At 73.0% G+C, this 25518-nt stretch carries 24 protein-coding genes and 6 tRNA genes; 19 read left to right on the top strand and 11 right to left on the bottom strand.

Going from position 1 to position 25518, the window contains the following annotated elements:
* Positions 1-153: 153 nt before the first annotated feature.
* Complete coding sequence (locus tag ACGFR7_RS28560) at positions 154-612, bottom strand: hypothetical protein (protein ID WP_393324832.1); 459 nt, start codon at positions 610-612, stop codon at positions 154-156.
* Positions 605-973 carry a hypothetical protein gene (locus ACGFR7_RS28555; protein ID WP_393324830.1) on the bottom strand — a complete coding sequence of 123 codons (369 nt, stop codon included), beginning with the start codon at positions 971-973 and terminating at the stop codon, positions 605-607. The genes ACGFR7_RS28560 and ACGFR7_RS28555 overlap by 8 nt, the downstream gene beginning before the upstream one ends.
* A 652-nt stretch (positions 974-1625) precedes the next feature.
* Here ACGFR7_RS28555 and ACGFR7_RS28550 point away from each other — a divergent pair.
* The 8 genes from ACGFR7_RS28550 (at position 1626) to ACGFR7_RS28515 (ending at position 13680) form a co-directional block, all read left to right on the top strand.
* Complete coding sequence (locus tag ACGFR7_RS28550; protein ID WP_393324828.1) at positions 1626-2720, top strand: methionine ABC transporter ATP-binding protein; 1095 nt, start codon at positions 1626-1628, stop codon at positions 2718-2720.
* Positions 2717-3451 (top strand): methionine ABC transporter permease, encoded by a 735-nt coding sequence (locus tag ACGFR7_RS28545; RefSeq protein WP_393324826.1) that lies wholly within the window; start codon positions 2717-2719, stop codon positions 3449-3451. Before ACGFR7_RS28550 ends, ACGFR7_RS28545 begins: the two co-directional genes overlap by 4 nt.
* Positions 3452-3543: 92 nt before the next feature.
* Positions 3544-4401 carry a MetQ/NlpA family ABC transporter substrate-binding protein gene (locus ACGFR7_RS28540; protein WP_393324824.1) on the top strand — a complete coding sequence of 286 codons (858 nt, stop codon included), beginning with the start codon at positions 3544-3546 and terminating at the stop codon, positions 4399-4401.
* A 288-nt stretch (positions 4402-4689) separates the two neighbouring features.
* Entirely contained in the window at positions 4690-5325 is a 636-nt protein-coding gene (locus ACGFR7_RS28535; protein WP_393324822.1) for a GNAT family N-acetyltransferase, read from the top strand.
* A 171-nt stretch (positions 5326-5496) separates the two neighbouring features.
* Positions 5497-6717 (top strand): precorrin-6y C5,15-methyltransferase (decarboxylating) subunit CbiE, encoded by a 1221-nt coding sequence (gene cbiE, locus ACGFR7_RS28530; RefSeq protein WP_393324821.1) that lies wholly within the window; start codon positions 5497-5499, stop codon positions 6715-6717.
* Positions 6718-6952: 235 nt separating this feature from the next.
* Complete coding sequence (cobT, locus tag ACGFR7_RS28525) at positions 6953-11407, top strand: nicotinate-nucleotide--dimethylbenzimidazole phosphoribosyltransferase (RefSeq protein ID WP_393324819.1); 4455 nt, start codon at positions 6953-6955, stop codon at positions 11405-11407.
* Between the two features lie 165 nt (positions 11408-11572).
* Positions 11573-12811: a uroporphyrinogen-III C-methyltransferase gene (gene cobA / locus ACGFR7_RS28520; protein ID WP_393324817.1), complete on the top strand. Its 1239-nt coding sequence runs from the start codon at positions 11573-11575 to the stop codon at positions 12809-12811.
* Positions 12812-12864: 53 nt separating this feature from the next.
* A complete protein-coding gene (locus ACGFR7_RS28515; RefSeq protein ID WP_393324815.1) occupies positions 12865-13680 on the top strand; it encodes a TrmH family RNA methyltransferase in 816 nt (271 codons plus the stop codon).
* Positions 13681-14079: 399 nt separating this feature from the next.
* Here ACGFR7_RS28515 and ACGFR7_RS28510 read toward each other — a convergent pair whose 3' ends face one another.
* Entirely contained in the window at positions 14080-15435 is a 1356-nt protein-coding gene (locus ACGFR7_RS28510) for a serine/threonine-protein kinase (RefSeq protein WP_393324813.1), read from the bottom strand.
* 612 nt (positions 15436-16047) lie between these two features.
* On the opposite strand from ACGFR7_RS28510, the gene ACGFR7_RS28505 reads away from it, so the two are divergent.
* The 3 genes from ACGFR7_RS28505 (at position 16048) to ACGFR7_RS28495 (ending at position 17921) form a co-directional block, all read left to right on the top strand.
* A complete protein-coding gene (locus ACGFR7_RS28505; RefSeq protein WP_393324811.1) occupies positions 16048-16257 on the top strand; it encodes a hypothetical protein in 210 nt (69 codons plus the stop codon).
* 268 nt (positions 16258-16525) lie between these two features.
* Positions 16526-17569, top strand: coding sequence for a phosphotransferase family protein (locus tag ACGFR7_RS28500; protein WP_393324809.1), 1044 nt, complete (start codon positions 16526-16528; stop codon positions 17567-17569).
* A 73-nt stretch (positions 17570-17642) separates the two neighbouring features.
* Positions 17643-17921 (top strand): zf-TFIIB domain-containing protein, encoded by a 279-nt coding sequence (locus tag ACGFR7_RS28495; RefSeq protein WP_393324807.1) that lies wholly within the window; start codon positions 17643-17645, stop codon positions 17919-17921.
* Positions 17922-18033: 112 nt separating this feature from the next.
* Here ACGFR7_RS28495 and ACGFR7_RS28490 read toward each other — a convergent pair.
* From ACGFR7_RS28490 to ACGFR7_RS28470, 5 genes are all read right to left on the bottom strand, one after another.
* Positions 18034-18105: transfer RNA gene (locus tag ACGFR7_RS28490), tRNA-Val, on the bottom strand.
* A gap of 34 nt (positions 18106-18139) precedes the next feature.
* Positions 18140-18211: transfer RNA gene (locus tag ACGFR7_RS28485), tRNA-Val, on the bottom strand.
* A 38-nt stretch (positions 18212-18249) separates the two neighbouring features.
* Positions 18250-18321, bottom strand: a tRNA-Val gene (locus ACGFR7_RS28480).
* Position 18322: 1 nt separating this feature from the next.
* Positions 18323-18396 (bottom strand) — tRNA-Cys (locus ACGFR7_RS28475).
* Between the two features lie 35 nt (positions 18397-18431).
* Positions 18432-18504: transfer RNA gene (locus tag ACGFR7_RS28470), tRNA-Gly, on the bottom strand.
* 177 nt (positions 18505-18681) lie between these two features.
* On the opposite strand from ACGFR7_RS28470, the gene ACGFR7_RS28465 reads away from it, so the two are divergent.
* Genes ACGFR7_RS28465 through ACGFR7_RS28455 form a run of 3 tightly spaced genes read left to right on the top strand, consistent with a single transcriptional unit; the run spans position 18682 to position 21436 of the window.
* Positions 18682-19749: a chorismate-binding protein gene (locus tag ACGFR7_RS28465; RefSeq protein WP_393324806.1), complete on the top strand. Its 1068-nt coding sequence runs from the start codon at positions 18682-18684 to the stop codon at positions 19747-19749.
* Entirely contained in the window at positions 19746-20570 is an 825-nt protein-coding gene (locus ACGFR7_RS28460; RefSeq protein WP_393324805.1) for an aminotransferase class IV, read from the top strand. Before ACGFR7_RS28465 ends, ACGFR7_RS28460 begins: the two co-directional genes overlap by 4 nt.
* Before the next feature lie 35 nt (positions 20571-20605).
* A complete protein-coding gene (locus ACGFR7_RS28455) occupies positions 20606-21436 on the top strand; it encodes a GNAT family N-acetyltransferase (RefSeq protein ID WP_393324803.1) in 831 nt (276 codons plus the stop codon).
* A gap of 71 nt (positions 21437-21507) precedes the next feature.
* On the opposite strand, the gene ACGFR7_RS28450 is transcribed toward ACGFR7_RS28455, so the two are convergent.
* Positions 21508-22038, bottom strand: a complete 531-nt coding sequence (locus tag ACGFR7_RS28450) for a DsbA family protein (protein WP_393324801.1) — start codon at positions 22036-22038, stop codon at positions 21508-21510.
* 194 nt (positions 22039-22232) lie between these two features.
* Between ACGFR7_RS28450 and ACGFR7_RS28445 the strand changes: the two genes are divergently transcribed.
* Positions 22233-22694, top strand: a complete 462-nt coding sequence (locus ACGFR7_RS28445) for a hypothetical protein (RefSeq protein WP_393324799.1) — start codon at positions 22233-22235, stop codon at positions 22692-22694.
* 68 nt (positions 22695-22762) lie between these two features.
* Complete coding sequence (locus tag ACGFR7_RS28440) at positions 22763-22918, top strand: hypothetical protein (RefSeq protein WP_018087659.1); 156 nt, start codon at positions 22763-22765, stop codon at positions 22916-22918.
* A 66-nt stretch (positions 22919-22984) separates the two neighbouring features.
* Here ACGFR7_RS28440 and ACGFR7_RS28435 read toward each other — a convergent pair whose 3' ends face one another.
* Positions 22985-23554, bottom strand: a complete 570-nt coding sequence (locus tag ACGFR7_RS28435; protein ID WP_393324797.1) for a CGNR zinc finger domain-containing protein — start codon at positions 23552-23554, stop codon at positions 22985-22987.
* A 227-nt stretch (positions 23555-23781) separates the two neighbouring features.
* Positions 23782-24195 carry an SsgA family sporulation/cell division regulator gene (locus ACGFR7_RS28430; protein WP_003959770.1) on the bottom strand — a complete coding sequence of 138 codons (414 nt, stop codon included), beginning with the start codon at positions 24193-24195 and terminating at the stop codon, positions 23782-23784.
* A 190-nt stretch (positions 24196-24385) separates the two neighbouring features.
* Between ACGFR7_RS28430 and ACGFR7_RS28425 the strand changes: the two genes are divergently transcribed.
* From ACGFR7_RS28425 to ACGFR7_RS28415, 3 genes are all read left to right on the top strand, one after another.
* Entirely contained in the window at positions 24386-24817 is a 432-nt protein-coding gene (locus tag ACGFR7_RS28425) for a TIGR02611 family protein (RefSeq protein ID WP_393324795.1), read from the top strand.
* Between the two features lie 54 nt (positions 24818-24871).
* Positions 24872-24943: transfer RNA gene (locus ACGFR7_RS28420), tRNA-Val, on the top strand.
* A gap of 86 nt (positions 24944-25029) precedes the next feature.
* Entirely contained in the window at positions 25030-25491 is a 462-nt protein-coding gene (locus tag ACGFR7_RS28415) for an SRPBCC family protein (RefSeq protein WP_393324793.1), read from the top strand.
* Positions 25492-25518: the final 27 nt, after the last annotated feature.

Here is a 25518-nt window from a genome sequence, read left to right as displayed (position 1 = left end):
GTGGGGCCCCCCCCGGGGTGCCCCCCCCCCGGGGGGGGCGGCGCCCCGGGGGGTCCCCCCCCCGGGGGGGGCCCCCCCCGGGGGGGGGGCGGGGGGGGGGCCCGGCCGGGGGCGGGGGCCGGGCCGGGCCACTCCCCATCCGGGAAGACGCCCTCAGGCGGCGGGCTGCTCCGTACGGGCCCGGCGCAGCCACAGCAGCCCGGTGACGGGCAGGATGACCGGAATGAAGAGATAGCCCATGCCGTAGTCCGACCAGACCGTGGCGTCGGGAAAAGCGGACCGGTCGAGCAGCGTCCAGGTGCCGATGCCGAGCACCCCGAGCAGTTCCAGCCCGCAGCAGGCGATCGCGGCCCGGCGGGCGCCCTCACCACCGCGCACCAGCGAGAAGGTGATGAACCCGTAGACGACCGCGGAGAGCGCCGAGAGGCTGTAGGCCAGCGGAGCCCGGTCGAACTGGGCGATCAGCTGGTAGAGCGAGCGGGAGGCGGCCGCGACGGTGAAGATGCCGTAGAGCGTGACCAGCAGGCGCCCGGGGCCGGTGCCCAGGGAACGCCTCGCCGGAGTGGTGGCCGCGGTGCCGTCCGCCGCCGTGGTTGCCGTGGTCTCAGGCACTGCCGCCTCCCCAGATGTCGAACAGCCGCACTTCCAGTACGGCCAGCACCACGGCACCCGCAGCGACGGTGGCCGAACCCCAGCGGGTGCGCTCCGAGAGCGACATGAACCCGGTCGCGGGCACACAGGCGGCCGCCCCGAGCAGATACGAGACGAAGAGCGCGGTGCCCTTGTCCGGTGCCGCTCCGCCCGCCAACTGGACGACGGCGACGATCAGTTGGACCAGGCCGAGAACCGACACCAGGGCCATGCCGATGAAGTGCCAGTCCTTGGTCGGCTGGTCGCGGAACGCGGCGAAGCCGCACCAGGCGGCGAGGGCGAGAGCGGTCACCGCGACCGCGATCGTCAGCGCGTCGATCACCGGGACCTCCGGGCCACGTGGCGGCACGCCGTGGGGTTGTGGGGCATGGGGCGATGCTAATCCGCGGCGGGCGGGTGGCCGCGTCCGGCCCCACCGTGGCCGGCCACCCGGCGGCGGAAACCGCCGGGGTGATGACGTGGGGACCGCGACCGTGGCGTTGGCCACAGCCCACCGGGCGGAAGTGCTGCCCGGGGGTGCCCTCGCACTCCCGCTCCCGGCGGCATCCGCGCAGGCCACGGGCGGATCGGTGGAGATCACCTGCGCGCCGTGCGCCGCTGTCCACGGGTTGATCAGGCGTGTCCGCTATACGGACTGGCTTGATCCGGCCGTCCCGCCGTCTGGTTTACTTGCCGCCATGACCACGACGAGCAACCGCACCCCTGCGACCGAGGCGTACCTGACGCCCGGTGCTCGTTGCATGTGTCGAATGTGTGACCGCTGAGGGCCCCCGCCTGAGCCTCGCGCCCCGAAGCGAGACCCTGCCATGAGCCGTACGTCGGACTCCCGACGCCCTCGGCCGCCCCGCGTCACCGGAACCCGGAGCCGGGCCCCGCGCCCGCCGCCGCTCCCTGTTCCCCTCTGCCGCACTCGCAAGAATGCCCCGTGCCCGGCGGGCGAGCCGCCGAGCACTCGACAGTGACGGAATTCCCTAGTGATCACCACAACGGGCCTGACCAAGGTCTACCGTTCAGGAGACCGCGAAGTCACCGCCCTGGACGGCGTCGACCTGCACGTCCGCGAGGGCGAGGTGTACGGCGTCATCGGCCAGAGCGGCGCCGGAAAATCCACCCTCATCCGCTGCCTCAACCTCCTGGAGCGCCCCACCTCCGGCACGGTCACCGTCGCCGGCCAGGAGCTGACGTCCATCGCCGGGCGCGGGAAGCGCGCCGGCGCCCAGCTGCGTGCCGCCCGCAGCCACATCGGCATGGTCTTCCAGCACTTCAACCTGCTGTCCTCGCGCACCGTCCAGGACAACGTCGAGCTGCCGCTGGAGATCCTCAAGGTCGACCGCCGTGAGCGCTCCCGCAAGGCGCTGGAGCTGCTGGACCTGGTCGGCCTCGCCGACAAGGCCAAGGCCTACCCCGCCCAGCTCTCAGGCGGCCAGAAGCAGCGCGTGGGCATCGCCCGCGCGCTGGCCGGCGACCCCAAGGTGCTGCTCTCCGACGAGGCCACCAGCGCCCTGGACCCGGAGACCACCCGCTCCATCCTCCAGCTGCTGCGCGACCTCAACCGCAAGCTGGGCCTGACCATCGTGCTCATCACGCACGAGATGGACGTCGTCAAGACGATCTGCGACTCGGCCGCGCTGATGAAGAACGGCCGGGTGGTCGAGCAGGGCACCGTCGCGGAGCTGCTGGCCACCCCCGGCTCCGAGCTGGCCCGGGAGCTGTTCCCGGTCGGCGGCGAACCGTCGGCCGACGACCGCACCGTCGTCGACGTCACCTTCCACGGCTCGGCCGCCACCCGCCCGGTGATCTCCGAGCTGTCGCGCACCTACAACGTCGACATCTCGATCCTCGGCGCCGCCATGGACACGGTCGGCGGCAAGCAGGTCGGCCGGATGCGGATCGAGCTGCCCGGCCGTTTCGAGGAGAACGTCGTGCCCATCGGCTTCCTGCGCGAGCAGGGGCTCCAGGTGGACGTGGCGGATGTCGACGACAGCGTCGCCGCCCCCGCCGCCGGCGCCGACGACCGGCCCAAGACCCCGGCGCCCGCCGCCACGCTGCAGAAGGAAGGTGCCAAGTGACCTGGGACGAGATGCAGCCGCTGCTGTTCGACAACACCCTGGACACCCTGTTCATGGTGTGGTGGTCGACGTTCTACGCGGTGCTCTTCGGCATCCCCGTCGGTGTGCTGCTGCACCTGACCGACCGTGGCGCCCTCCTGCAGAACCTCACGGTGAACAAGGTTCTCGGCGCGATCGTCAACATCGGACGGTCCTTCCCGTTCCTGATCCTGATCGTCTGGCTGATCCCCTTCACCCGCTTCCTCGTCGGGGTCTCCATCGGCCCGACCGGTGCGGTCGTCCCGCTCACCATCGCCGCCATCCCGTTCTTCGGGCGGCTGGTGGAGTCGGCGCTGCGCGAGGTCGATCCGGGCCTGGTCGAGGCCGGCCAGTCGATGGGCGGCGGCACCTGGACGATCATCTTCAAGGTGCTGCTCCCGCAGGCGCTGCCGGCGCTGGTGGCTTCCGTCACCACCACCGTCATCACGCTGATCGGCTACTCGGCGATCGCCGGCACGGTCGGCGGCGGAGGCCTGGGCAACCTGGCCTACACCTACGGCTACCAGCAGTACGAGAGCAGGCTGATGGTCGTCACCGTCGTCGAGCTCGTCATCATCGTCACCCTCGTCCAGTACCTCGGTGACTACGTCGTCCGACGGCTCGCCGGGCGCGGCACCCGGGCCTCCCGCGTACACGTCGGCCTGCGCCGCGCCCGCGCCGAGGAGCCCGCCGCCGTCACCGAAGCCGCCTGACCGCCACACCCGCACGACCCCGAGCCCGGACCCTTTGCCGGGCGGACATCACGCGTGAACGCGCGCGTGGGAACAAGAAAGAGGCACTCTTCGTGCGCAACACCGTCAAGATCTCCGTCGCCATAGCCGCCGCCTCCGCCGTCGCCCTCGGCGCGAGCGCCTGCAGCGCCCCCTCCGACACCACCGCCAGCACCGACAAGAACGACAAGAACGCCCCCCTCGTCGTTGCCGCGAGCCCCACCCCGCACGGCGCCATTCTCGACTTCGTCAAGAACAAGCTGGCGGCGAAGGCGGGCCTCAAGCTGGTCGTCAAGCCGTTCAACGACTACAAGATCCCCAACAAGGTCACCGACGACGGCCAGGTCGACGCCAACTTCTTCCAGCACAAGCCGTTCCTCGACACCTTCAACAAGGAGAACGGCACGCACATCGTGCCCGTCCAGAACGTGCTCATCGAGCCGCTCGGGGTCTACTCCAAGAAGATCGGCAAGCTGTCCCAGCTCAAGTCCGGCAGCACCGTCTCGGTCCCCAACGACCCCTCCAACGAGGGCCGGGCGCTCAAGCTGCTCGCCGACAACGGGGTGATCACCCTCAAGCCCGGCGTCGGCTCCGACGCCAAGCTGACCGACGTCAAGGACGACAAGGGCGTCAAGATCACCGAGCTGGAGGCCGCCCAGACCGCGCCGCGCATCGACGACGTCGACGCCGCGATCATCAACGGCAACTTCGCCATCGGCGCCCACCTCAAGCCCTCCACCGACGCGCTCGCCCTGGAGAAGGCGAAGGACAACCCCTACGCCAACTTCCTCGCCGTCAAGAAGGGCAACGAGAACGACCCGCGGATCAAGAAGCTGGCCAAGCTCCTGAACTCCCCCGAGGTCAAGAAGTTCATCGAGGACAAGTACACGGACGGCTCGGTCATCCCGGCCTTCGGCCCCGCCAAGAGCTGACGCCGCCGCTCCTGTCCTGACGCTTTTCCCGCCGCCCGCCTCCTTCGGGGGGTGGGCGGGTGTGGACGTGCCCTCGCCCTGCGCAGGTCACCGTAGGGTGGCCGTCCGCACGCGCGGCCACCGGGCCCCGGATCCGCGCGGCACGCGGCCGGGGCCCACGCGCGTGGCACACCCGCGGGCCGATGCTGCATGCTGGTGCATTCAAGACGGTCAAGACGGCCCGTGACCTCGCGGTCTCACAGCCCGCGACGTTCCGGACACCACAGTCAACGGCGTGGGAGCAGCGGCATGACATCCACCTTTCCGGACATCTCCATCAGCACGGACCGGTTGGTGCTGCGCCCCTTCGAAGCGGCCGACGTGCCGTCCCTCACCGCCATGATGAACGACGAGCTGGTCGCCGCCTGGACCGCGATACCCCAGCCGTACACCGAGGCCGCCGCGCGCACCTGGACCACCGAGAACGCCCCCGCCGAACGGGCCTCGGGCCACGGCATCGACTTCGCGGTCACCGAATTCCTCACCCAGCGCCTGGTCGGTGTGATCCAACTGCGCCACACCGACTGGCGGATCCGCTCCAGCGAGATCAGCTACGTCGTCGCCTCCTGGGCCCGCGGCGAGGGGTATGCCTCCGAGGCCTCGCTCGCCGTCGCCCACTGGCTCTTCCACGACCAGAAATTCGAACGCATCGAGTTGCGCACCGCCGCCGGCAACACCGCATCCCAGCAGGTCGCCCAGAAGATCGGCTGCATCAGCGAGGGCGTCCTGCGCAACGCCTTCATCGTCCGCAGCCGCACCGAGGACGGCGGCTGGACGGACATCCGCACCGACCTGATCGTGTGGAGCCTGCTGCCCGAGGACCTGGACGCGATCCCGGGCCGGCCGGCGGAGGCGAACGCATTTTCCTACCCCGAGTGGAACTGACCCACGCCCGCACTCCGGTCCGTACCTCTCGGGGTACCCTCGGCCTGCCGCGCACCTGCGCGACCCGCGCGGACCAGCGCCCCAGCGGCACCTCACCGGCTTGCGGCCGCCCGCAGCCGGCCCGCCTGCCGCCCCGCGCGTAACCACAGCAGCCCCAGGAGACTGACGAGCATGGCCGACCGGGTCACGGTGATCGGATGGGACGGCTCCGCGCTGACCGCCGCCGCCCGCTCCGCCCTCGGCGCCGCCACGCTGGTGGCCGGCGCCGCCCACCACCTCGCACTGCCCGAAGTCCCGCCGAAGGCCGAGCGGATCCGGCTCGGCAGCGTGACCCTGGCAGCGCGCCGCATCGCCCAGCACCGCGGCACCGCCGTCGTGCTCGCCGACGGCGACCCCGGCTTCTTCGGCGTCGTACGCACCCTGCGGGCACCCGAGCACGGCCTGGAAGTCGAAGTGGTACCGGCCGTCTCCTCCGTCGCCGCCGCCTTCGCCCGGGCCGGTATGCCCTGGGACGACGCCCAGGTCGTCGTCGCCCACAGCCGCGATCTGCGCCGCGCGGTGAACGTCTGCCGCGCCCACACCAAGGTCGCGGTGCTCACCTCGCCCGGTGCCGGGCCCGCCGAACTCGCCCTGCTGCTCGGCGGCGTCCACCGCACCTTCGTCATCTGCGAGGACCTGGGCACCGACCGGGAGCGGGTGACAGTACTCACATCGGACAAGGCCGCCGACCATGTCTGGCGTGACCCCAATGTCGTCATTGTCGTCGGGGGTTCGCCCGGTGGCGCCGCGGCCCAGGGGACCGGCTGGATCGCCGGCCGCGAGGTCGGCCATCCGACGGGGGCGCGCGGCTGGGGACTTCCGGCCAGTGCCTACGGCGGCGCCCTGGGCGAGGGTGAGTCCGTCCAGCTGCGCACCGCACAACTCGCCCGCCTGGGGCCGCAGGTGGGCGACCTCGTCTGGGACATCGGCGCGGGCGGCGGAGCCGCCGCGGTGGAGGCCGGGCGCTTTGGTGCCGCCGTCATCGCGGTGGACGCCGACCCCGACGCCTGCGGACGCACCGCCGCCCTCGCCCGGCGCCACGGCGTCCAACTCCAGGTCGTGCACGGGCGGGCGCCGCAGGTCCTGGAGGACCTGCCCGAGCCCGATGTGATCCGGGTCGGCGGCGGGGGAGCGGAGGTCGTCACCGCCTGCGCGGCCCGCCGTCCCGAACGCATCGTCACCCACGCCGCCACCCGCGACGAGGCCGAAGCGCTGGGCCGGGCGCTGGCCGACGGCGGCTACGAAGTCGAGTGCGCACTGCTGCAGTCCGTGGACCTGGACACCTCCGTCTGGGTCGAACGGGAGCGGTCCGTGGTGTTTTTGCTCAGCGGCTATCGCGTTCCTCACCCATGACCAGCACGGCAACCCGCGCGAGGTAGGCTGGCGGATCGTTGCGCCGCCGTTCCGCATTCAGCTTCGTACACCAATATCCGGAAAATGCCGTGGTTTTGGCCGAATATGAAGCTCTGGAGAGCGGACGTGCCGCGAGGCGTGCTCGCTCGTTCTAGCTATCGGGCGTCGGCGCGCCCCGGTCGAGCGCGTCGCACGAGCGGTTGGAAGGAGCACTACCAATGGGCGAGGGGTACGCATGACCGACACCGGCCAGGTCCCGGGCGAGGGACAGCCGGAGAACGCAGGCGGACATCCCGGGCAGCCGCAGCCGGCGGCCGCCCCCTCCCCTGCCGACGCCGGACCGACGGAGCTGCCGGGCATGGCGCCCCCTCCTGGCGAATACCCCTATGCCGACCAGCCCGACGGCGTCGTCGAGGACGACGACCTGCTGCTGATGCCCGGTGCCCAGGGCGCCTGGAGCGAGCAGCCCGCGCACCAGCCGCTCCCGCAGCCGCAGGAGCCCCACCAGGACCAGCACCCCCACCAGGACCAGCACCCCCAGCAGGGCGCACCGTTCGACGCGGCCGCACCGGGAGCCACCGGCTTCGAGCCGATGCCCGCCCAGGCCGGTGACCACGAGAGCGGCGGCCGGGATTCCGGTTCGGTCGACCTCAGCGCCGTCCGTATCCCGCAGCCCGCTGCACCGCAGCAGCCCCGCGCCGCGGCGCCCGCCACGCCCCCGCGCCGTCCGCTGCACATGGGCCCGCCCGTCCCCGACGCGACCGGCGGAGTGGTCCGTTCGCTCGCCGACCGCGGACCGGCCGACGCGCCCGCGCAGCCCGCCGCCCGGCACGCGGGACCGCCCACCGGCGGACCCGAATACTTCGACGTTCCGGCCGGGGCACCCGAGGCCGCCGTCGGCGCACAGCCGTCGGCCGACGCGGGCCTGCCGTACGCCGAGCAGTCCTTCGGTGAGGCGGCCGCGCCGGAGCAGGACCTTGCGGCGTCGTCCTATGCCGGGCAGCCGTACGCCGGGCAGTCCTATGGCGGGCAGCCCTACGGTGGGCAGTGGTCCGCCGAGCAGACCTATGGGGCCGCGGGCCAGGGCCCGTTGCCCGGCCCGCAGCTCGGCGAGATCCCGTCGCAGGTGCCGTCGTGGAATGAGGCCGCTGCCCAGGCCGCGGCGTCGGCCCCCCTTGCAGAAACGGTCGCCCCCGAGGCGCCCGTCGCACCCGTCGCCGAGCCCGCGCCGCCCGTCCCCCAGGACACGGCGCCGTCCGCGGAACAGCCGCAGCCGATGCCGCTGCCGGCCGAGGGCGCAGCCACGGCCGGTGACGGCGCGGCCGTCGCCGTGGAAGCAGCCGAAGCCGCCGCAGCCGCCGGTGCGGTGCAGGAGGCGCCGGAGGTGCAGGCCGTGGCTGAGATGGCGGCGCAGGCGCAGCCGCAGGACGTGGCTGTGGACGTACTGCCGGACGCGGCCGTGCCCGGCCAGGAGGGAACGGCCGCGGTGGAGACTCCCGCGCCGGAGGCCGCCGCACCGAACGTGCCCGCATCGGATCTGCCCGCAGGGAAACTGCCCGCAGAGGAACTGCCCGCACCTGACGACGCCGCCGTGGCCGCCCAGCAGTCCGGGACGGCCGCCGCCGAGGCCCTGCAGCAGCCCGCGGACCAGGACAGCCCTGCCGGAACCGAAGCCGGAGCCGGAGCGGAGCCCGGGCTGCCGGCGCAGACGGCCGGGGCCCCGGGCCCGGTCGCGGACGAAGCCATCGCCCAGGCCGGGGAGCCCGTTGCGGGTGAGCCGGTCACCGGGGGCCCCGTCGCCGCACAGCCGTTGGCCGATGTCACCGGGGGCCCCGTCGCCGCACAGCCGTTGGCCGATGTCACCGCCGATCAGGTCCCGGCACCACAGGGCGAGCAGCGCGCCGACCAGGAGCAGCCCGTCGGCACGCCCGAGGAAGCTCTCGCAGAGGCCGTGGACACCAGCTCCGCCGACGCCGTTCCCGCCGTGGCCGCCCCCGCCGCGGCCGCCCCCACCGAGGCCGTGCCCGCCGAGGCCACCGGTACTGATGTCCCCGTTGCCGAGCCCGCCGTCGCCCCGGCCCCCGGCAGCGCGTCCCAGGCCCCCGTCGCGCCGTCCGCCACCGAGAGCGGCGCGCCCTCGGAGCAGACGGTCATAGAGCCGCCCGAGGCGCAGGAACCGGCCGCCGGAGAGCCGCAGCCCGGTGCCCCCGTGGACGACGCCGCCGGGCAGCAGACCGCGGAGGCGTCCGCGGTGCGGGACGCCCCGCAGGCCGCGCCGCAGGACGCGGGCACCGCCGTCGAGGAGCAGCCCGAAGCGGCCGGTCCCGACGCCCCCGACCGGCTCGACGAGCCGGACGCCGCGACGGCCGAAGCGACCCCGGACACCGGCCCCGCCGCGGACGCGCCGACCGACGAGCCCGCCGTGACTGCCGGGACCGCCGGGACCGCCGGGACCGCAGATTCTGCCGGGGCCGAGGAGGCCGCCGGGGCCGAGGAGCCTGCCGGGGCCGAGGAGCCTGCCGGGACCGAGGAGCCTGCCGGGACCGCCGAGACGGCCGGGCCCGCGGAAGCCGCCGAGCCCCAGGTCCCCGGAGACCTGCCCGCCGACGCCCCCGTCCTTGCCGTCCACATCCCGGCCCAGGCCTCCGGCGAGCCGTCCACCGCGGACGCCCCGGCCCCGCAGGCCAATGCCGACGAGCCCCCGACGGCCGGGTCCGCGCCCGACATCGCCCCCGCTGCCGACGCCCCCGCCGACGAGACGCACCGGCAGCAGGACGAGACGCCTCAGCAGCAGGACGCCGCTGAACTCGTCCAGCTCGGCGACGACCTGCCGCATGCGGCAGGTGAGCAGCCCGCCGAGGCCCCTGACGGCTCCGTCCCCGAGGCCCCTGACGGCTCCGTCCCCGAGGCCCCCGACGGCTCCGGCGCCGAGGCGCCCGACGCAGCCGATCAGCCGTCCCCGGCCGCCGGGTACGACGACTCCGAGCGGGCCGCCGTGCACCGTGTGATGCGCGAACGCCGCGACATCCGCAACGGCTTCCTCGGCGACCCGATCCCCAACGAAGTCCTGCTGCGCGTCCTGGAGGCGGCGCACACCGCCCCCAGCGTCGGCCACTCCCAGCCCTGGGACTTCGTCGTCATCCGCTCGGACGAGACCCGCGAGAAGATGCACCAGCTCGCGGCGGCGCAGCGCGAGGCCTACGCCAAGTCGCTGCCCAAGGCGCGCGCCAAGCAGTTCCGCGAGCTGAAGATCGAGGCCATCCTCGAGACGCCGGTGAACATCGTCGTCACCGCCGACTCCACCCGCGGCGGCCGGCACACCCTCGGCCGGCACACCCAGCCGCAGATGGCCCCGTACTCCTCCGCGCTCGCCGTCGAGAACCTCTGGCTCGCCGCCCGCGCCGAGGGCCTGGGCGTCGGCTGGGTGAGCTTCTTCGACGAGCGGGAGATGGTCCGCGAACTGGGCCTGCCCGAGCACCTCGAAGTCGTCGCCTACCTGTGCATCGGATACGTCGACGAGTTCCCGGAGGAGCCCGAGCTGCTGCAGGCCGGCTGGTCCAAGCGGCGCCCGCTGTCCTGGGTCGTCCACGAGGAGACCTACGGCCGGCGCGCGCTGCCCGGCGAGAGCCCGCACGACCTCCTCCAGGAGACCCTGCAGGGCATCCGCCCGCTGGACGCCAAGGCACTCGGCGAGGCCTGGGAGCGGCAGAAGCGGATGACCAAGCCGGCCGGGGCACTGGGCATGCTGGAGATCATCTCCGCGCAGCTGTCCGGGCTGTCCCGCAAGTGCCCGCCGCCCATCCCGGAGCCGGCCGCCGTCGCGATCTTCGCCGGTGACCACGGGGTGCACGCCCAGGGCGTGACCCCCTGGCCCCAGGAGGTCACCGGCCAGATGGTCGCCAACTTCCTGGGCGGCGGCGCGGTCTGCAACGCCTTCGCCAACCAGGTCGGCGCCGAGGTCTGTGTCGTGGACGTCGGAGTGGCGAGCGACCTGCCTGCCACCCCGGGTCTGCTGCCCCGCAAGGTCCGGGCCGGCACCGCCGACTTCACGGCCGGCCCGGCGATGACCCAGGAGGACGTGCTCAAGGCGATCGAGGTCGGTATCGACACCGCCCGTGACCTCGTCGCGGCCGGCAACAAGGCGCTGCTCACGGGCGAGATGGGCATCGCGAACACCACCACCTCCGCCGCGCTGATCTCCGTCTACACCGGCGTCGACCCGGTTGAGGTCACCGGCCGCGGCACCGGCATCAACGACGAGACGCACGCCCGCAAGGTCGATGTCGTCCGCCGCGCCCTGGAGCTGCACCAGCCCGACCCGGCCGACCCCATCGGTGTCCTCGCCGCGGTCGGCGGCCTGGAGCACGCCGCCCTCGTCGGACTGATCCTCGGCGGCGCCTCGCTGCGTACTCCGGTGATCCTCGACGGGGTCAGCGCCGGCGCCGCCGCCCTGGTGGCCCGTGCCATCGCCCCCGAGGCGCTGGCCGCCTGCATCGCGGGACACCGCAGCGCCGAGCCGGGCCATGTAGCGGCCCTGAACAAGCTGGGACTGCGCCCGCTGGTCGACCTCGATCTGCGTCTCGGCGAGGGCACCGGCGCCCTGCTCGCGCTGCCCGTGGTGCAGAGCGCCGCCCGCGCCATGCACGAGGTCGCCACCTTCGATTCCGCCGGAGTCACCGAGAAGAACTGAGCGGGGCAGCCACCGTCCCCGCATGACCCCCGGCCCGCAGCCCCATAGGCTGTGGGCCGGGGCCGTACCGCCGTCCCGGGCCGTCCCCTCACCAGCCGCTCCAGAGCCGCAGCGGCTGAGCCGGTCGCCGAACCCCGCAGCATCCGTACAAGGAGCCGTACCGCCATGGCTGAGCACGCCGCCGAACACGCCGCCTACCCCGTCGGACTGCGGCTGTCCGGCCGCCGGGTGGTCGTCCTGGGCGCCGGGCAGGTCGCCCAGCGCCGGCTCCCGACCCTCGTCGCCGCGGGCGCCGAGGTCCTGCTGGTCTCCCCGTCCGCCACACCCTCCGTCGAAGCGATGGCCGACGCCGGTGAGATCCGCTGGGAGCGCCGCCGCTACCGGGACGGCGACCTCGACGGCGCCTGGTACGCGCTGATCTCCACCGACGACCCGGAGGCCAACGCCGCCGCGTCCCGGGAGGCCGAGGACCGCCGGGTGTGGTGCGTACGCTCCGACGACGCCGAGGCGGCCACCGCCTGGACCCCGGCCACCGGCCGCAGCGAGGGCGTCACCGTCGCCGTGCTCACCGGCCGCGACCCGCGCCGCTCCGCCGCCGTGCGCGACGCGATCGTCGAGGGCCTGCGCGACGGCAGCATCGCCGCCCCGCACCACCGCCGCCCGCACACCCCGGGCGTGGCGCTGGTCGGCGGCGGACCCGGCGACCCCGACCTGATCACCGTCCGCGGCCGCCGGCTGCTCGCCGAGGCGGACGTGGTGATCGCCGACCGGCTCGGCCCCCGCGATCTGCTCGCCGAACTCCCGCCGCATGTCGAGGTCATCGACGCGGCGAAGATCCCCTACGGTCGGTTCATGGCCCAGGAGGCCATCAACAACGCGCTGATCGAGCACGCCAAGGCCGGCAAGGCAGTGGTCCGGCTCAAGGGCGGCGACCCGTTCGTCTTCGGCCGCGGCATGGAGGAGGCCCAGGCGCTCGCCGAGGCCGGCATCCCCTGCACGGTCGTCCCCGGCATCTCCAGCACCATCTCCGTGCCCGGCGCCGCCGGCATCCCGGTCACCCACCGTGGAGTCGCCCACGAATTCACCGTCGTCAGCGGCCATGTCGCCCCCGACGACGAGCGTTCGCTCGTGGACTGGCCGTCGCTCGCCAAGCTGCGCGGCACCCTCGTGGTCCTGATGGGCGTGGAGAACAGCGGCGCCATCGCCGCCAAGCTCATCGCGCACGGCCGGCCCGCCGACACCCCGGCCGCCGTCATCCAGGAGGGCACCACCGCCGCCCAGCGCCGGGTCGACGCCACTCTCGCCACGCTCGGCGACACCGTACGGGCCGAGGGCGTCCGTCCCCCGGCGGTCATCGTCATCGGCGACGTCGTCACCGTCGCCCCCGCACCCGCCCCCAGGTAGCCGGTCCCGGACGCGGCATTGGCACCCCGACACCGACAAGGCACTCTCTTCCCGTGGCAGAAATCATCACCGTCGACGACCCGGACGACCCCCGGCTGGCCGACTACACCGGCCTGACCGACGTCGAGCTGCGGCGCCGGCGCGAGCCCGCGGAAGGGCTCTTCATCGCCGAGGGCGAGAAGGTCATCCGGCGCGCCCGGCAGGCCGGATACGAGATGCGGTCCATGCTGCTCTCGGCCAAGTGGGTCGACGTGATGCGCGATGTGATCGACGAGGTCCCGGCGCCGGTCTACGCCGTCAGCCCTGACCTCGCCGAGCGGGTGACGGGGTACCACGTCCACCGTGGGGCGCTGGCCTCCATGCAGCGCAAGCAGCTGCCGGACGCCACCGAACTCCTCGCCGGGGCCCGGCGCATCGTGGTCATGGAAGCGGTCAACGACCACACCAACATCGGCGCGATCTTCCGCAGCGCGGCGGCCCTCGGCATGGACGCGGTGCTGCTCTCCCCGGACTGCGCCGACCCGCTCTACCGCCGCTCGGTCAAGGTCTCCATGGGCGCGGTGTTCTCCGTGCCGTACGCCCGCCTGGAGAGCTGGCCCCGGGACCTGGCCGCCGTACGGGAAGCGGGCTTCACCCTGCTCGCCCTCACCCCGGCCGAGAAAGCCACCGGCATCGACCAAGCCGCTCCGCACACCCTGGAGCGCGCCGCCCTGATGCTGGGCGCGGAGGGCGGCGGTCTGAGCACCGGCGCCCTGCGCGCCGCCGACGAATGGGTCCGCATCCCGATGGCGCACGGCGTGGACTCGCTCAACGTCGGAGCGGCCGCCGCGGTGGCGTTCTACGCGGTGGCGACGGGCCGCCCCGCTTAGGGACGCGCCTGCGGCCCGTCAGGGCGCGTCCCTTCCCGTCCGGTAGTTCGCCCGGCGGTCCTGGCCGGTCACCCCGGCGGTCCTGCCCGGTCACCCCGGCCAATCGGCCAGTCCGGCCAGTTCGGTCACCCCGGCCAATCGGCCAGTCCGGCCAGTTCGATCACTCCGGCCAATCGGCCAGTCCGGCCAGTTCGGTCACCCGGGCCGAACGGCCGGTCCGGCCAGCCTCGTCCACCCAGGGGATACCGCCCCGAACGCCACAGGAGTACCGCACCGACTTCCCCGGAACCGCCTCGACTTCTCCGGAACCGCCTCGAACCCCACGGGAACCGCCTCGAACCCATGGGAATACCGCCCCGCCCCCGCCGCGTTGAGGCCCGTAAGGGGCCTCCGCGCCCCTTACGGGTTCTGTTCCCCCACCCCGTAGGGCGCCCCCACACCCCCGGACGAGGCAACCGGCCCCGGCCGCTGCACGCCGAGCCCGTGAGCCGGCCCCTGGCATCCCTGGGCCGCAGCGATACCGAGCGCCACCAGCAGGGTCACCACCACGAACACAATGACGCGCTGGCGCAGCAGCCGGCGGTCGGGGCCGGGCCGGCGCCCGCCCGACGTCGTACGCACCGGGGCGCGCTTACCGCCCGGCCCCGCGGGCCGGGCCGCCGGGACGCGTCGCACCGTGCGTCCGCCGGTCCTGCGCGGATTCTTCCCCGCGCCCGAGGCCGGGCCGGACGGCCGGGAGACCGCGTCATGCGAAGCCGCGGGGCGGGGCGGGTGCGGACGCGGCGAGGAGCTGCCGGCCGTCCGCCGCTCGGTGCGCTGGCGGGCGTATTCCTCGGCACGCTGCCCGGTCGGCCGGTCCGAAGGACGGCGCTCCGCACGCTGCCAACCGGCGCCCACGCCCGTGCCGTTCTCCAGCGGCCCGCCCGACGGGCCGTGCGCCTCACGGGCCGCGATCTCCTTGAGGCGCAGCGACAGCGACAACGTGCTGGGACGGTCCGCCGGATCCTTGGCCAGGCACGAGGCGAGCAGCGGCGCCAAGGCGTCCGGTACCCCGGCGAGCTGTGCCTCCTCGTGGACCACGCGGTAGAGCATGACCTCCGAACTTCCCTGCCCGAAGGGGGAGTCCGCGGTACAGGCGTACGCGAGGGTGGCGCCCAGCGCGAAGATGTCCGTCGCCGGTGTCACCGCGGCCCCGCGCACCTGCTCCGGCGCCAGGAACCCCGGCGAGCCGACGGCCGTACCGACATGGGTCAGCGTGCTGGCGCCGGTCGCCCACGCGATACCGAAGTCGATGATCCGGGGGCCCTTGGGCGACAGCAGAATGTTGGACGGTTTCAGGTCACGGTGCACCACGCCCGCGTCATGGACGGCCAACAGCCCCTCGGACAGCGCGGCGCCGATGGCGGCGACCTGCGCCGGGGACAGCGGACCGCCCTCGTTGACCTTGTCGTGCAGCGAGGGCCCGGGGACGTACTGGGTGGCGAACCAGGGGCGGTCGGCATCGAGATCGGCCGCGACCAGCCGGGCCGTACAGCCGCCGCGGATCCGCCGGGCCGCCGAGACCTCCCGCGCGAACCGCGAACGGAATTCCTGATCCTCCGCCAGGTCCGGCCGGATCACCTTGAGCGCCACCCGCTGCCCGCGCTTGTCCGAGCCGAGATAGACCACGCCCATCCCGCCCGCGCCGAGCCGGCGGTGCAGCCGGAACGTCCCGACGACACGCGGGTCCTCGCGTCGGAGCCGCATCATCGCCATGTCCGTCCCCTACCTGCGGTGGGGAGCCCCCTCCGCTGCCAACCGTCTGACGTGGCACAGCTTACGGATTGACGGCTCGCTGTGCTGAGAGGCCGCGCATGCGTCGGCGGCCGGATTGCCGGTGGTGGGTGGGATTCCCGCAGCGCGCGGGGAAAACCGGCCGCCGGGCGTCCCGGCTTACCGTGAGGGATCCCAATGATCCGTCGTAGAAGGCAAATTGGCGGGATGAAAGGGGATCAGGTGGGGTTGGTCGTGGATGCCGGGGATGCCGCCAAGGGGCGGAAAGCGGGGGTGTGCGCGGCGGTGCGCGGGGGCGGGACCGTGGTGCGCGGGGGAGCGGACGACGTGAGCGAGGTCACCCTCAGGAGTGCGCGGGCCAGGACAGCGCAACGGTCCCCCTTGGGGGAGATCCCCAAGGCCCGGGCGCGGTGTCTCCACCCAGGGGAGTACACGGGGCGCCGGGCCGTCATCCTCCCGGAGGCCGATCAATCGGTACGACGGCATGACGCCCGCCGCCGGTCACGTGCCTAGTGTTGTCTTCAAGCGGCGGGCGCAGCACTCGTCCCCCGAGGTCAGACGCCCGCCGCCCCATGTCACGACGGGAGCGGGACGATGGTGCAGACCTCAGGGTGGACGGCCCTTCGGGCGCAGGGGCGGCGAGCCGCCGCCGCGTCCGGCGGCCGGCAGCCCTCCGGCACGCGCCATCCCCTCGTCGCGGTTGCCATGGTGCTGCCGCTGGCCTGCGTTCTCGTCGTGGTCTTCGGCGGCTGGGAAGCCGTGATGACACAGGCGTCGTCCGTGGTCGGAATGTTGGGGCGCTGAGCGGCGCCCCGGTCCCGGGAGAGCGGCCCGGGACGGGGACCTCCGGCTGAAAGCCCCGTGGGGACGGGGGTGCGGCGGACGGCACGATGGCCGGGCATCTGGGGAGATGCCCGGCCGTCGGGTTTTCCCGGCCGCCGCCCTGCCTGGCCGCCCGCACCACGCGTACGATCCCCTCCGGGCCGCCCGCAGCCGGCCCCACCACCCGGGCGCACCCTTTACGGCCCGCCGCCCACGACGTCATCCGGCTCGCGCAGCACCAGGGGGAACGATGGCCGCCTCACTGCTCGACAGCCTCGCCGCCCTGTCCGCGACGACGCCCCGGCGCGGCGCTCCGGCCACTGCCCCCGACCCGGCCACCGCCCCCACCCCGGCCCCCGAAGTGCTCGCCGACCGCCCCGACGGCACGGTCGTCCGCAGCGGCCGTACGGTCGCCAAGGCGCACGCCCCCGACGGCGACCCGCACGACCTGGCCACCCGGCTGCGGATCGCCGCCCACCCCCTGCTGCACGGCATCCTGCTGCCCCCGCTCCCGGTCACCGCCCCCGACGGCCTCCTCACCTTCACCGAGGACGGCCGCGCCCTCACCCGCTGGCCGTACGGCAGCCCGGTCTCGCCCGACGACCCGGGCGCCGCGCCCTGGGAGGACGCCGCCCGCCTGCTGGCCCGTCTGCACACCGTCGACCCGCGCCAACTGCCCGGCCCCGTACCGCCGATGCCCGGCCCCGCCAAGGCCGCCCGTGCCCTGGCCCGGCTGCGCACCGCCCTGGCCGCTGCCGGCGGCCCGCTGCCCGCACTCCTGTCCGGCCCGGGAGCGCTGTCCGCGGCCGCCGCGGCCGTCGAGCGGGCCTGGGCCCTGCTGCCGCCGTGGGCCCAAGGTGCCGACCCGCCGCCGCGCGCCGGGACCCTCTGCCACGGCGATCTGCACCTGGGCCAGCTCGTCCGTCACCCGGCCGCCGACGGTCCCTGGCTCCTCATCGACATCGACGACCTCGGCACGGGCGACGGCGCCTGGGACCTGGCCCGCCCCGCCGCGTGGTTCGCCACCGGCCTGCTCGCACCGGACCTCTGGACGCGCTTCCTCGCCGCCTACCGCGCCGCCGGCGGCCCCGCCGTCAGGCCGTCCGGCGATCCCTGGCCCGACCTGGAGATTCCGGCCCGCGCCCTGACCGTGCAGACCGCCGCGCTCGCCGTCGCCAAGGCCATCACCGCCTCCCGTCCCCTGGACGAGTCCGAGGCGGCGGTCGTCGCGGCCTGTGCCCGGATGACGTCCCTGCCTGACCGGTTGGCGCCCTTCGGCCCGGACGTAAGGTGAACACCCCGCCGCCGGGCGGCCGTTCCGGCGGCGCCGCAGTGAGCAGTGCCGGATGACAGGAGTGGAGCCGACGATGCAGTGCCCCAAGTGCCATGCACCGATGCAGACATACCACCGCAATGGCGTGCAGATAGAACAGTGCGCCGGCTGCCGGGGGATCTTCCTGGACTACGGGGAGCTGGAGGCGCTGACCCGTCTCGAGTCACAGTGGTCCCAGCAGCCCCCGCCGCCGCCCGCCCCGCAGGCCTACCCCGCCGCCCCCGCCTGGGGCGCCCCGCACCAGGGACACCACGGCCACCACGGCCACCACGGCCACCACCGCGGCTTCGGTCACATGCTCTTCTCGTCCTGACCGGGCTCTCGTCCTGACCGGGCTCTCGTCTGACCGGACTCTCCTGAACCCGGTCTCGCCCGAACAACGGCCGAGGGCCGGAGCGAAATGCTCCGGCCCTCGGGTTCAGGTGTGGACGATACTGGGATTGAACCAGTGACCTCTTCCGTGTCAGGGAAGCGCTCTCCCGCTGAGCTAATCGTCCGCGGGACCGCGGATCACGAAGATCCGCAGCTGCGTGCGCGATACTGGGATTGAACCAGTGACCTCTTCCGTGTCAGGGAAGCGCTCTCCCGCTGAGCTAATCGCGCGGGACGGAAACCCCGGTCAAGCACGTTCGGGGATCCAGTGGACGATACTGGGATTGAACCAGTGACCTCTTCCGTGTCAGGGAAGCGCTCTCCCGCTGAGCTAATCGTCCTTGGAGGTGGAGACGGGATTTGAACCCGTGTAGACGGCTTTGCAGGCCGTTGCCTCGCCTCTCGGCCACTCCACCAGGAGTGAGGGGGGTCGGGAAGATCCCCCACATCGAGCGGACGACGAGACTCGAACTCGCGACATCCACCTTGGCAAGGTGGTGCTCTACCAACTGAGCTACGTCCGCAGGTGTCTCTCCCAGACTACGTCCGGGAGCTACGCGGCCTCCGGGGCGCTTGTGCGTCCCGGCGACGTGTTGAACTCTAGCGGATTCCGGGGCCAGTACAAAAACGCGTTTGTGCAGCGTGCTGCGCTGCTCGCTCGGCGCAGGCAGCCTCGGGGCCGCCGCCATAGACTCGCTGACGTGCACGACTTCGCTCCGATGGCACGCTTCGGCGGCCTGATAGCCACCGACCTGCTGGATGTGACCAGCGATCCCGCGGCTCTGGACTCCACGGGCTGGTGGGCCGTGGCCGCCGATTTCGAGGGCGCGGTGGTCTGTGCCCGCTTCGGCGACGTACGGCCGGCCACCACGGCGGACGGTCCGGCCCCCGACGGCTGGTGCGGTCCCGCACCCGGCGCCTGGACCAGTTCTCTGGACCGCGACGCCTATACCGGCGGTGTGCGGCGTATCCGTGAACACATCGCGGCCGGTGACGTCTACCAGGTGAACCTCTGCCGGGTGCTGACCGCGCCGCTGCCCGACCCCGGCCGTGCCGACGTGGACGCGCTGTCCGCGGTGCTGGCCCGCGGCAACCCCGCGCCGCACGCGGGCACGATCCGGCTGCCCGGCCATGGCGTGGAGATCGCCAGCGCCTCCCCGGAGCTGTATCTGCGGCGCGAGGACCGCATCGTCGCCTCCGGTCCCATCAAGGGCACCGGCCGGACCGCGGCGGACCTCTCGGCGAAGGACCGGGCGGAGAACGTGATGATCGTGGACCTGGTCCGCAACGATCTCGGCCGGGTCTGTGCCACCGGCTCCGTCACCGTCCCGGCACTGTGCGCCGTCGAGGAGCACCCCGGCCTCGTCCACCTCGTCTCCACGGTGCGCGGTGAGCTGGCCGAAGCGAACGAGAAGACCGCCTGGGCGGATCTGCTGGACGCCACCTTCCCGCCCGGATCGGTCACCGGTGCCCCCAAGTCCAGCGCGCTGCGGATCATCGACGAGCTGGAGACCGCACCCCGCGGCCCCTACTGCGGAGGCATCGGCTGGGTCGACGCGGACCGCCGCACCGGCGAGCTCGCGGTCGGCATCCGTACGTTCTGGATCGACCGCACCCCGCCCGGCGGCCCGGTGCTCCGATTCGGTGCCGGCGCCGGGATCATCTGGGACTCCGATCCGGAGCGGGAATGGGCCGAGACCGAGTTGAAGGCGCGCAGGCTGCTCGCGGTAGCGTCGGGCCTGCACGAGGCGAGTGGAGGAATGCGATGAAGATCTGGCTCAACGGCACGCTGCAGGACGCCGAGGGCGCCCGGGTCTCGGTCTTCGACCACGGGCTGACGGTCGGCGACGGAGTCTTCGAGACCATCAAGGCCGAACGCGGACGCGCCTTCGCCCTCACCCGCCATCTGGAGCGCCTGACCACCTCGGCCCGCGGACTGGGACTGCCCGACCCCGACCTCGACGAGGTACGGCGCGGCTGCGCGGCGGTCATCGACGCCAACCCGATGGCCCTGGGCCGGCTGCGGCTCACCTACACCGGCGGCGTCTCACCGCTCGGCTCGGACCGCGGCGACGCCGGGCCCACGCTGGTCATCGCGCTCTCCGAGACCACGCGCCGCCCCGACACCACCGCGGCCGTCACCGTCCCGTGGACCCGTAACGAACGCGGGGCGCTCACCGGCCTGAAGACCACGTCGTACGGCGAGAACGTCGTCGCCCTGGCCCGCGCCCGTGAAGGGGGCGCCTCCGAGGCGCTGTTCGCCAACACCGTCGGCGCGCTCTGCGAGGGCACCGGCTCCAACGTCTTCGTCGTCCTGGACGGCGAACTGCACACGCCGCCGCTGCACTCCGGCTGCCTGGCGGGTATCACCCGGGCCCTGACCATCAGCTGGGCCGGTGCCAAGGAGACCGACCTGCCGCTGGACGCGCTGGAGCGGGCCGAGGAGATCTTCCTGACCTCCACCCTGCGCGACGTCCAGGCCGTGACCCGTATCGACGACCGCCAACTCGCCGACGGCCCGGGCCCGGTGACCGCGGAAGCCATGCGGATCTTCGACGAGCAGTCCGCCGCCGACTTCGATCCGCAGTGATGACGGGCCCGCGCACGGGCGGGTAGAAAGTCCTCGTGACCACAACGCTGCGCCCTGCGGGACCCGAAGAGCGACACGGCGACGGGCGCCGGGCACGTCCGTACGACATCTGTGTCAACAGCCGCCGGGTCGGGGCGATCCGGCTGACGACGGATGCCCGGTTCGGCCCGACGGCGGGCCGCATCGCGGAGCTGACCGTCGAGGAGCCGGACCGGCACCGCGGCCGCGCCACGGTTGCCGCGCTCGCCGCCGAGGAGGTGCTGCGCGGCTGGGGCTGCCGGCAGATCGAGGTGACCGTCCCGGCGGGCGCGGAGGCCGCCGCCCGGCTCGCCGCGGCCCTGGGCTACACCGAGCGCAGCCGCACGATGAGCAAACTCCTGGACGGCCCGCCCCGGCTGCCCGGGGACAGCAGCGACCGTGCGCTGAGCGAGGCGGAGTACCCGGGCTGGCGGGACGCCGCGCTCGCCGAGCACGTCCGGACGCAGCTGGTCCAGGGGATGCCCCGCGCACGCGCCGAGGAGATCTCGGCCGCGGGCCATCGCGCCCTGCTGCCGGACGGTGTGGACACGCCCGATCAGGCGCTGCGCGTCCTGGCCCACCGCGGCGCGGACGTCGGCACTATCTGGGTCGCCCTGCGGATGCCGGACCAGCCCGGCGGCTACGTCGTCGATGTACGGGTCGATCCCGCGCACCGCGGGCACGGCCACGGCCGCACCTTGATGCTGGTCGCCGAGCGCGAGAGCCTGGCCGCCGGCCACGTCACCCTCGGCCTCAACGTCTACGCGGACAACGCGCAGGCGCTCGGCCTCTACACCTCGCTGGGCTACCGGCCCACCGGGTACCTGCTGTGGAAGCCGATCCTGTGAGGCGGCCCGGCCGGCGCCCGTGAGGCCCGGCGGGTGCCCATGAGGCCCGGCCGGCGCCCGTGAAGCTGGGCTCAGCCCTGCCCGGCGGCCAGCAGCCGGTCCGCGATCTCCTCGATACGGGCGCGCAGCCCCTCCTGGCTCGTGCCGCCGTCCAGCCGCTCGCCGCCGATCACATACGTAGGGGTCCCGGTCACCCCGATCGCCTTGCCCTCGGCCTGGTCCGCGTCGACGATCAGCAGATGCCGCCCGTCGATCAGCGCGGTGTCCAGCTCCTCGGCGTCCAGCCCCAGCTCCCCGGCGACCTCCAGCAGCAGCTTCTCGCCGCGTGTGCCGAGCTCTTCGCTGCGCGCCAGCACCGCCTCGATGTACGGCCAGCCCTGGCCCTGCTCGATGGCCTCCTCGGCGGCCTGTGCGGCGACGTAGGCGTGCTTGTGCTTGGGGAGGGGGAAGTGGCGCAGCCGGACGTCCAGCCGGTCGCCGTAGCGCGCCCGCAGCGCCCGTACGTCCTCCAGGGCGCTGTGGCAGTCCGGGCACTGCAATTCGCACCACACGTCCAGAACGGGGCGGTCGGGGCGGGCGGCGGAGGTGGTGGCGTCGTTCATGGGGTCAGTCTTCCAGCCCGCCCCCGGCCGGCACCCGGTGGTACCCCGGCCGGTGACCGGACCGGCACCTGCGGAGGAGCGCGACCCCGAGATGTCCCTGAGCCCGTCCCGGAACATGGCCCACGCCCGCCCGGACAAGGCAGGATGGAAGGGAGCAGAGTGCCTGCTCACCCTTTCAGCAGCAGGAGGACCGGATGCTGACCTCGACCGTCTGTGCCGCGGTGTCGGCTGCGGGCCTGGGCATCGCCGCGCTGACGGCATACCGCAAGCGGTTCCTGGCCGCGACCCGCATCGCCGCTTTTTCCCTGATTCCCATCGGCCTGGTGATGACGGGCGTCATCGACTGGGTCACCAACATCGTCTTCAAGCCCACGGTCTGGGCCGGCTTCGGTGTGCTCGCGCTCTCCGCCGTGCTGTTCATGATCAGCAGGGGAGTGGAGCGCCGCAGGGGCGGGATCGGCAGCCGCAAGGAGCGCAAGGCCGCGGCGGCCGACCGGTCCGACGCGGTGGCTCCTGCCGCCTCCGTGCCCTCCCTCGGCGCCGCCCGGGGTGCGGCGCAGCCGGCGCCCGGGGGAAAGGCGGCTCAGGGCAAGGGCGGTGCCCCCAAGGATGACTTCTCGGACATCGAAGCGATCCTGAAAAAGCACGGGATCTGATGAACTACCACTGCTGAGGCGCTTATCGGGCGCATTGGCACGATCATCTGCGTCATGATGCGCGCGAGATGAACGATGAGTGCGCCCTCGCCCAAGACGACGCCCCGTCCCCCGAACCGCGCGGTTGCCTGTTCGCGCTGTCCCAGCCGCCGCTGATGCTCTTCCTCGCCGTCATCGGCTTTCTGCTCCTTCTCGGGGCGGTGCACGACCTCTTCCTGCTGTGAAGCGGCCACGCACCGCCGCTGTGCACCCCGCCGCTGTGCACCCCACCGGGATGCCGCGCCCGGCGTTCAGCCCGCCGCGGCCTCCCGTCGCCGCGCCCGGTAAGCCGCGACATGCAGCCGGTTTCCGCAGGTCCGGCTGTCGCAGTAGCGCCGGGAGCGGTTGCGCGAGAGGTCGACGAAGGCGTGCCGGCAGTCCGGCGCCTCGCAGCGCCGCAGCCGTTCGCGCTCTCCGGCGACGAGGATGAAGGCCAGCGCCATCCCGCCGTCCGCGGCCAGATGCTCGGCGACCGACGCGCCGGGCGCGAAGTAGTGGACGTGCCAGTCGTACCCGTCGTGATCGGTCAGCTGCGGTGTGGTCCCCGCGGAGGCGACCAGCGAGTTCAGCTGTTCGGCCGCGGTGCGGTCGTCGTCGGCCGCGAAGATCCGCGCGAACCGCGCGCGGACCGACCGTACGGCCGCCAGGTCGCCCGCACCGAGCGCGCCCACGTCGCTGACGTCATTGCGCCGGACGAAGTCCTCGAGGGCCGCGAGGCCGGTCAGGCTGTCCGGCGCTCCGGGCGATTCGCCCTCCGGAGCGGTGTTCAGCAGATCGACGACCGCGTCCAGTGCGCACCGGGTGTCATGGCTGATCATCACGGTTCCGCTCCCTGGCAGGGTGGGGCCGGACGGGTACCGCCCCCGGTGTGGTTGCCGAATGGTCGCCGAATCCAGCGCCCGGAACAAGCTTCAGCGCCGACTCCGCGGTGGGTCCGCGGCGACGACGCCGAAGTGTGCCGTATGAACTTGTCGGTCCTGCGCCGTCTCCCCGAGTCGGACGGACGCAAGTGTGAGCGGGTGGGTGCTTTCGGTAACCGTGCTGCGTCTCAGCTCTCCGCGAGGATGTGGGAGAGCTCGGTGTCGAGATCGAAATGCCGGTGCTCCGTACCGGGTGGTACGGCGGCATCGGTCCTTTTGAGGAACGACTCGAGGGCCCGTGCGGGCGCCTCGAGCAGGGCCTCGCCCTCCGGGGAACTCAGGGCGATGCAGACAACGCCCTGTCCGTGGCTCCGGGACGGCCATACGCGGACGTCTCCGGTGCCCGTGGGCCGGTGCAGGCCCTCGGCGAGGAGGTCGCGGGCGAAAACCCACTCCACGGTCTCCTCGGCTCCGGTATGGAAGGTGGCATGAACGGCATAGGGATCGGCCGTGTCATACCGCAGGCCCGCGGGTACAGGCAGTGAGGACTCGCTCGACACAACGAGGCGCAGGTGCAGCTCGCAGCTGACCGTGGTGTTCATAAGCGCCAGGGCCTTTCGCTCAGTGTGCGCTCGGGGATTCGCACGTCGGCGAAATCGACATGCCACCTACGGTGCCGTTGTAAACCCCTCTGACGGTTTTGTGTGGCTTCAGGTACCTCTTCCGGCGGATTGCGAGATCGTCCTCAGCGGTAATTCCGCCGGACCCATCCCGTCCGGTAAGTTTGCGGGTATGAATACGCAGAGTAACGGGGGGCCGGGAACCGTGGAGGAGGACGCCCCTCCGGCCGAGCAGCCGCTCGGTTCGAGAGCGCCGCACTTCATCAAACGCTCCCGGCCGCTGCACGTGAGCTGGCAGGTCGGAGTCTTCGTCGTCGGCCTCGCGGTCGTGGTGGGCGGCGTGATCATGCTGCCGCTGCCGGGGCCGGGCTGGCTGGTGATCTTCGCCGGTATGGCGATCTGGGCGACGGAATTCGTCTGGGCCCAGTTGGCGCTGCGCTGGACCAAGCGAAAGGTCACGGAAGCGGCCCAGAAGGCGCTCGACCCCACGGTGCGGCGGCGCAACATCATCCTGACCGCCATCGGCCTGGTGATCATCGCCGCGGTGCTCGCGGTCTATGTCTGGAAGTTCGGCCTCGCGATGCCGTGGAACGTCTCCGAGTGACGTCGCCATGGTCATAAGTGGCCGCCGACGTGGGGTAATGTTGGCGGTGCGCCCGGGCGATTAGCTCAGTGGGAGAGCGCTTCGTTCACACCGAAGAGGTCACTGGTTCGAACCCAGTATCGCCCACCCCGGACGACGGCCCGGAGACTTCAAGTCTCCGGGCCGTCGCAGTTGTTGCGCGCAGATGCTGCCGTGGGGCGCACACTGGGATCATGCCCGTCCGGTCACGCCGATTGCACCGCTACCGCTTCCGCACCGTCTGGCTGCTCAACGCCCCGCCGACCGTCGTCTACGCCGTCCTCGAACGCGCCGAGGCCTACCCCCGGTGGTGGCCCCAGGTCCGCGAGGTGAATCCGCTCGACGACCGCAGCGGTATCGCCCGCTTCCGTTCGGTGCTGCCGTACGACCTGACGGTCGTGGCGAGCGAGCGCCTACGGGACCCGGGCGCGGGGGTGCTGGAAATAGGGATGCACGGAGACCTGGCCGGCTGGGCGCGCTGGACGGTGGTGCCCGGGGCCGGCGGCACCCGCGCGGTCTTCGAGCAGGACGTCGAGGTCTGCAAGCCGCTGCTGCGGCGGTTCGCGCTGCTGGGGCGGCCGGTCTTCGTCGCCAATCACGCGCTGATGATGCGGTCCGGGCGCCGCGGGCTCGCCGCCTGGCTGGCCCGTGGATGAGGCACCCCGCGTGACCCGGTGGGGCGG

Origin of the sequence: Streptomyces sp. NPDC048516 (assembly GCF_043199875.1) — a bacterium.
In the GTDB taxonomy this organism is placed as follows: domain Bacteria; phylum Actinomycetota; class Actinomycetes; order Streptomycetales; family Streptomycetaceae; genus Streptomyces.
The sequence above is the reverse complement of the archived record's forward strand: the minus strand, read 5'-3'. Positions and strand labels throughout refer to the sequence as shown.

What these genes read in the sequence shown, in the direction of transcription:
- ACGFR7_RS28535 (WP_393324822.1), top strand. Translation starts at nt 4,690, where the DNA reads ATGACATCCACCTTTCCGGACATCTCCATCAGCACGGACCGGTTGGTG.
- cbiE (WP_393324821.1), top strand. Translation starts at nt 5,497, where the DNA reads ATGGCCGACCGGGTCACGGTGATCGGATGGGACGGCTCCGCGCTGACC.
- cobT (WP_393324819.1), top strand. Translation starts at nt 6,953, where the DNA reads ATGACCGACACCGGCCAGGTCCCGGGCGAGGGACAGCCGGAGAACGCA.
- cobA (WP_393324817.1), top strand. Translation starts at nt 11,573, where the DNA reads ATGGCTGAGCACGCCGCCGAACACGCCGCCTACCCCGTCGGACTGCGG.
- ACGFR7_RS28510 (WP_393324813.1), bottom strand. Translation starts at nt 15,435, where the DNA reads ATGGCGATGATGCGGCTCCGACGCGAGGACCCGCGTGTCGTCGGGACG.
- ACGFR7_RS28505 (WP_393324811.1), top strand. Translation starts at nt 16,048, where the DNA reads ATGGTGCAGACCTCAGGGTGGACGGCCCTTCGGGCGCAGGGGCGGCGA.
- ACGFR7_RS28500 (WP_393324809.1), top strand. Translation starts at nt 16,526, where the DNA reads ATGGCCGCCTCACTGCTCGACAGCCTCGCCGCCCTGTCCGCGACGACG.
- ACGFR7_RS28495 (WP_393324807.1), top strand. Translation starts at nt 17,643, where the DNA reads ATGCAGTGCCCCAAGTGCCATGCACCGATGCAGACATACCACCGCAAT.
- ACGFR7_RS28460 (WP_393324805.1), top strand. Translation starts at nt 19,746, where the DNA reads ATGAAGATCTGGCTCAACGGCACGCTGCAGGACGCCGAGGGCGCCCGG.
- ACGFR7_RS28450 (WP_393324801.1), bottom strand. Translation starts at nt 22,038, where the DNA reads ATGAACGACGCCACCACCTCCGCCGCCCGCCCCGACCGCCCCGTTCTG.
- ACGFR7_RS28445 (WP_393324799.1), top strand. Translation starts at nt 22,233, where the DNA reads ATGCTGACCTCGACCGTCTGTGCCGCGGTGTCGGCTGCGGGCCTGGGC.
- ACGFR7_RS28440 (WP_018087659.1), top strand. Translation starts at nt 22,763, where the DNA reads ATGAACGATGAGTGCGCCCTCGCCCAAGACGACGCCCCGTCCCCCGAA.
- ACGFR7_RS28430 (WP_003959770.1), bottom strand. Translation starts at nt 24,195, where the DNA reads ATGAACACCACGGTCAGCTGCGAGCTGCACCTGCGCCTCGTTGTGTCG.
- ACGFR7_RS28425 (WP_393324795.1), top strand. Translation starts at nt 24,386, where the DNA reads ATGAATACGCAGAGTAACGGGGGGCCGGGAACCGTGGAGGAGGACGCC.
- ACGFR7_RS28415 (WP_393324793.1), top strand. Translation starts at nt 25,030, where the DNA reads ATGCCCGTCCGGTCACGCCGATTGCACCGCTACCGCTTCCGCACCGTC.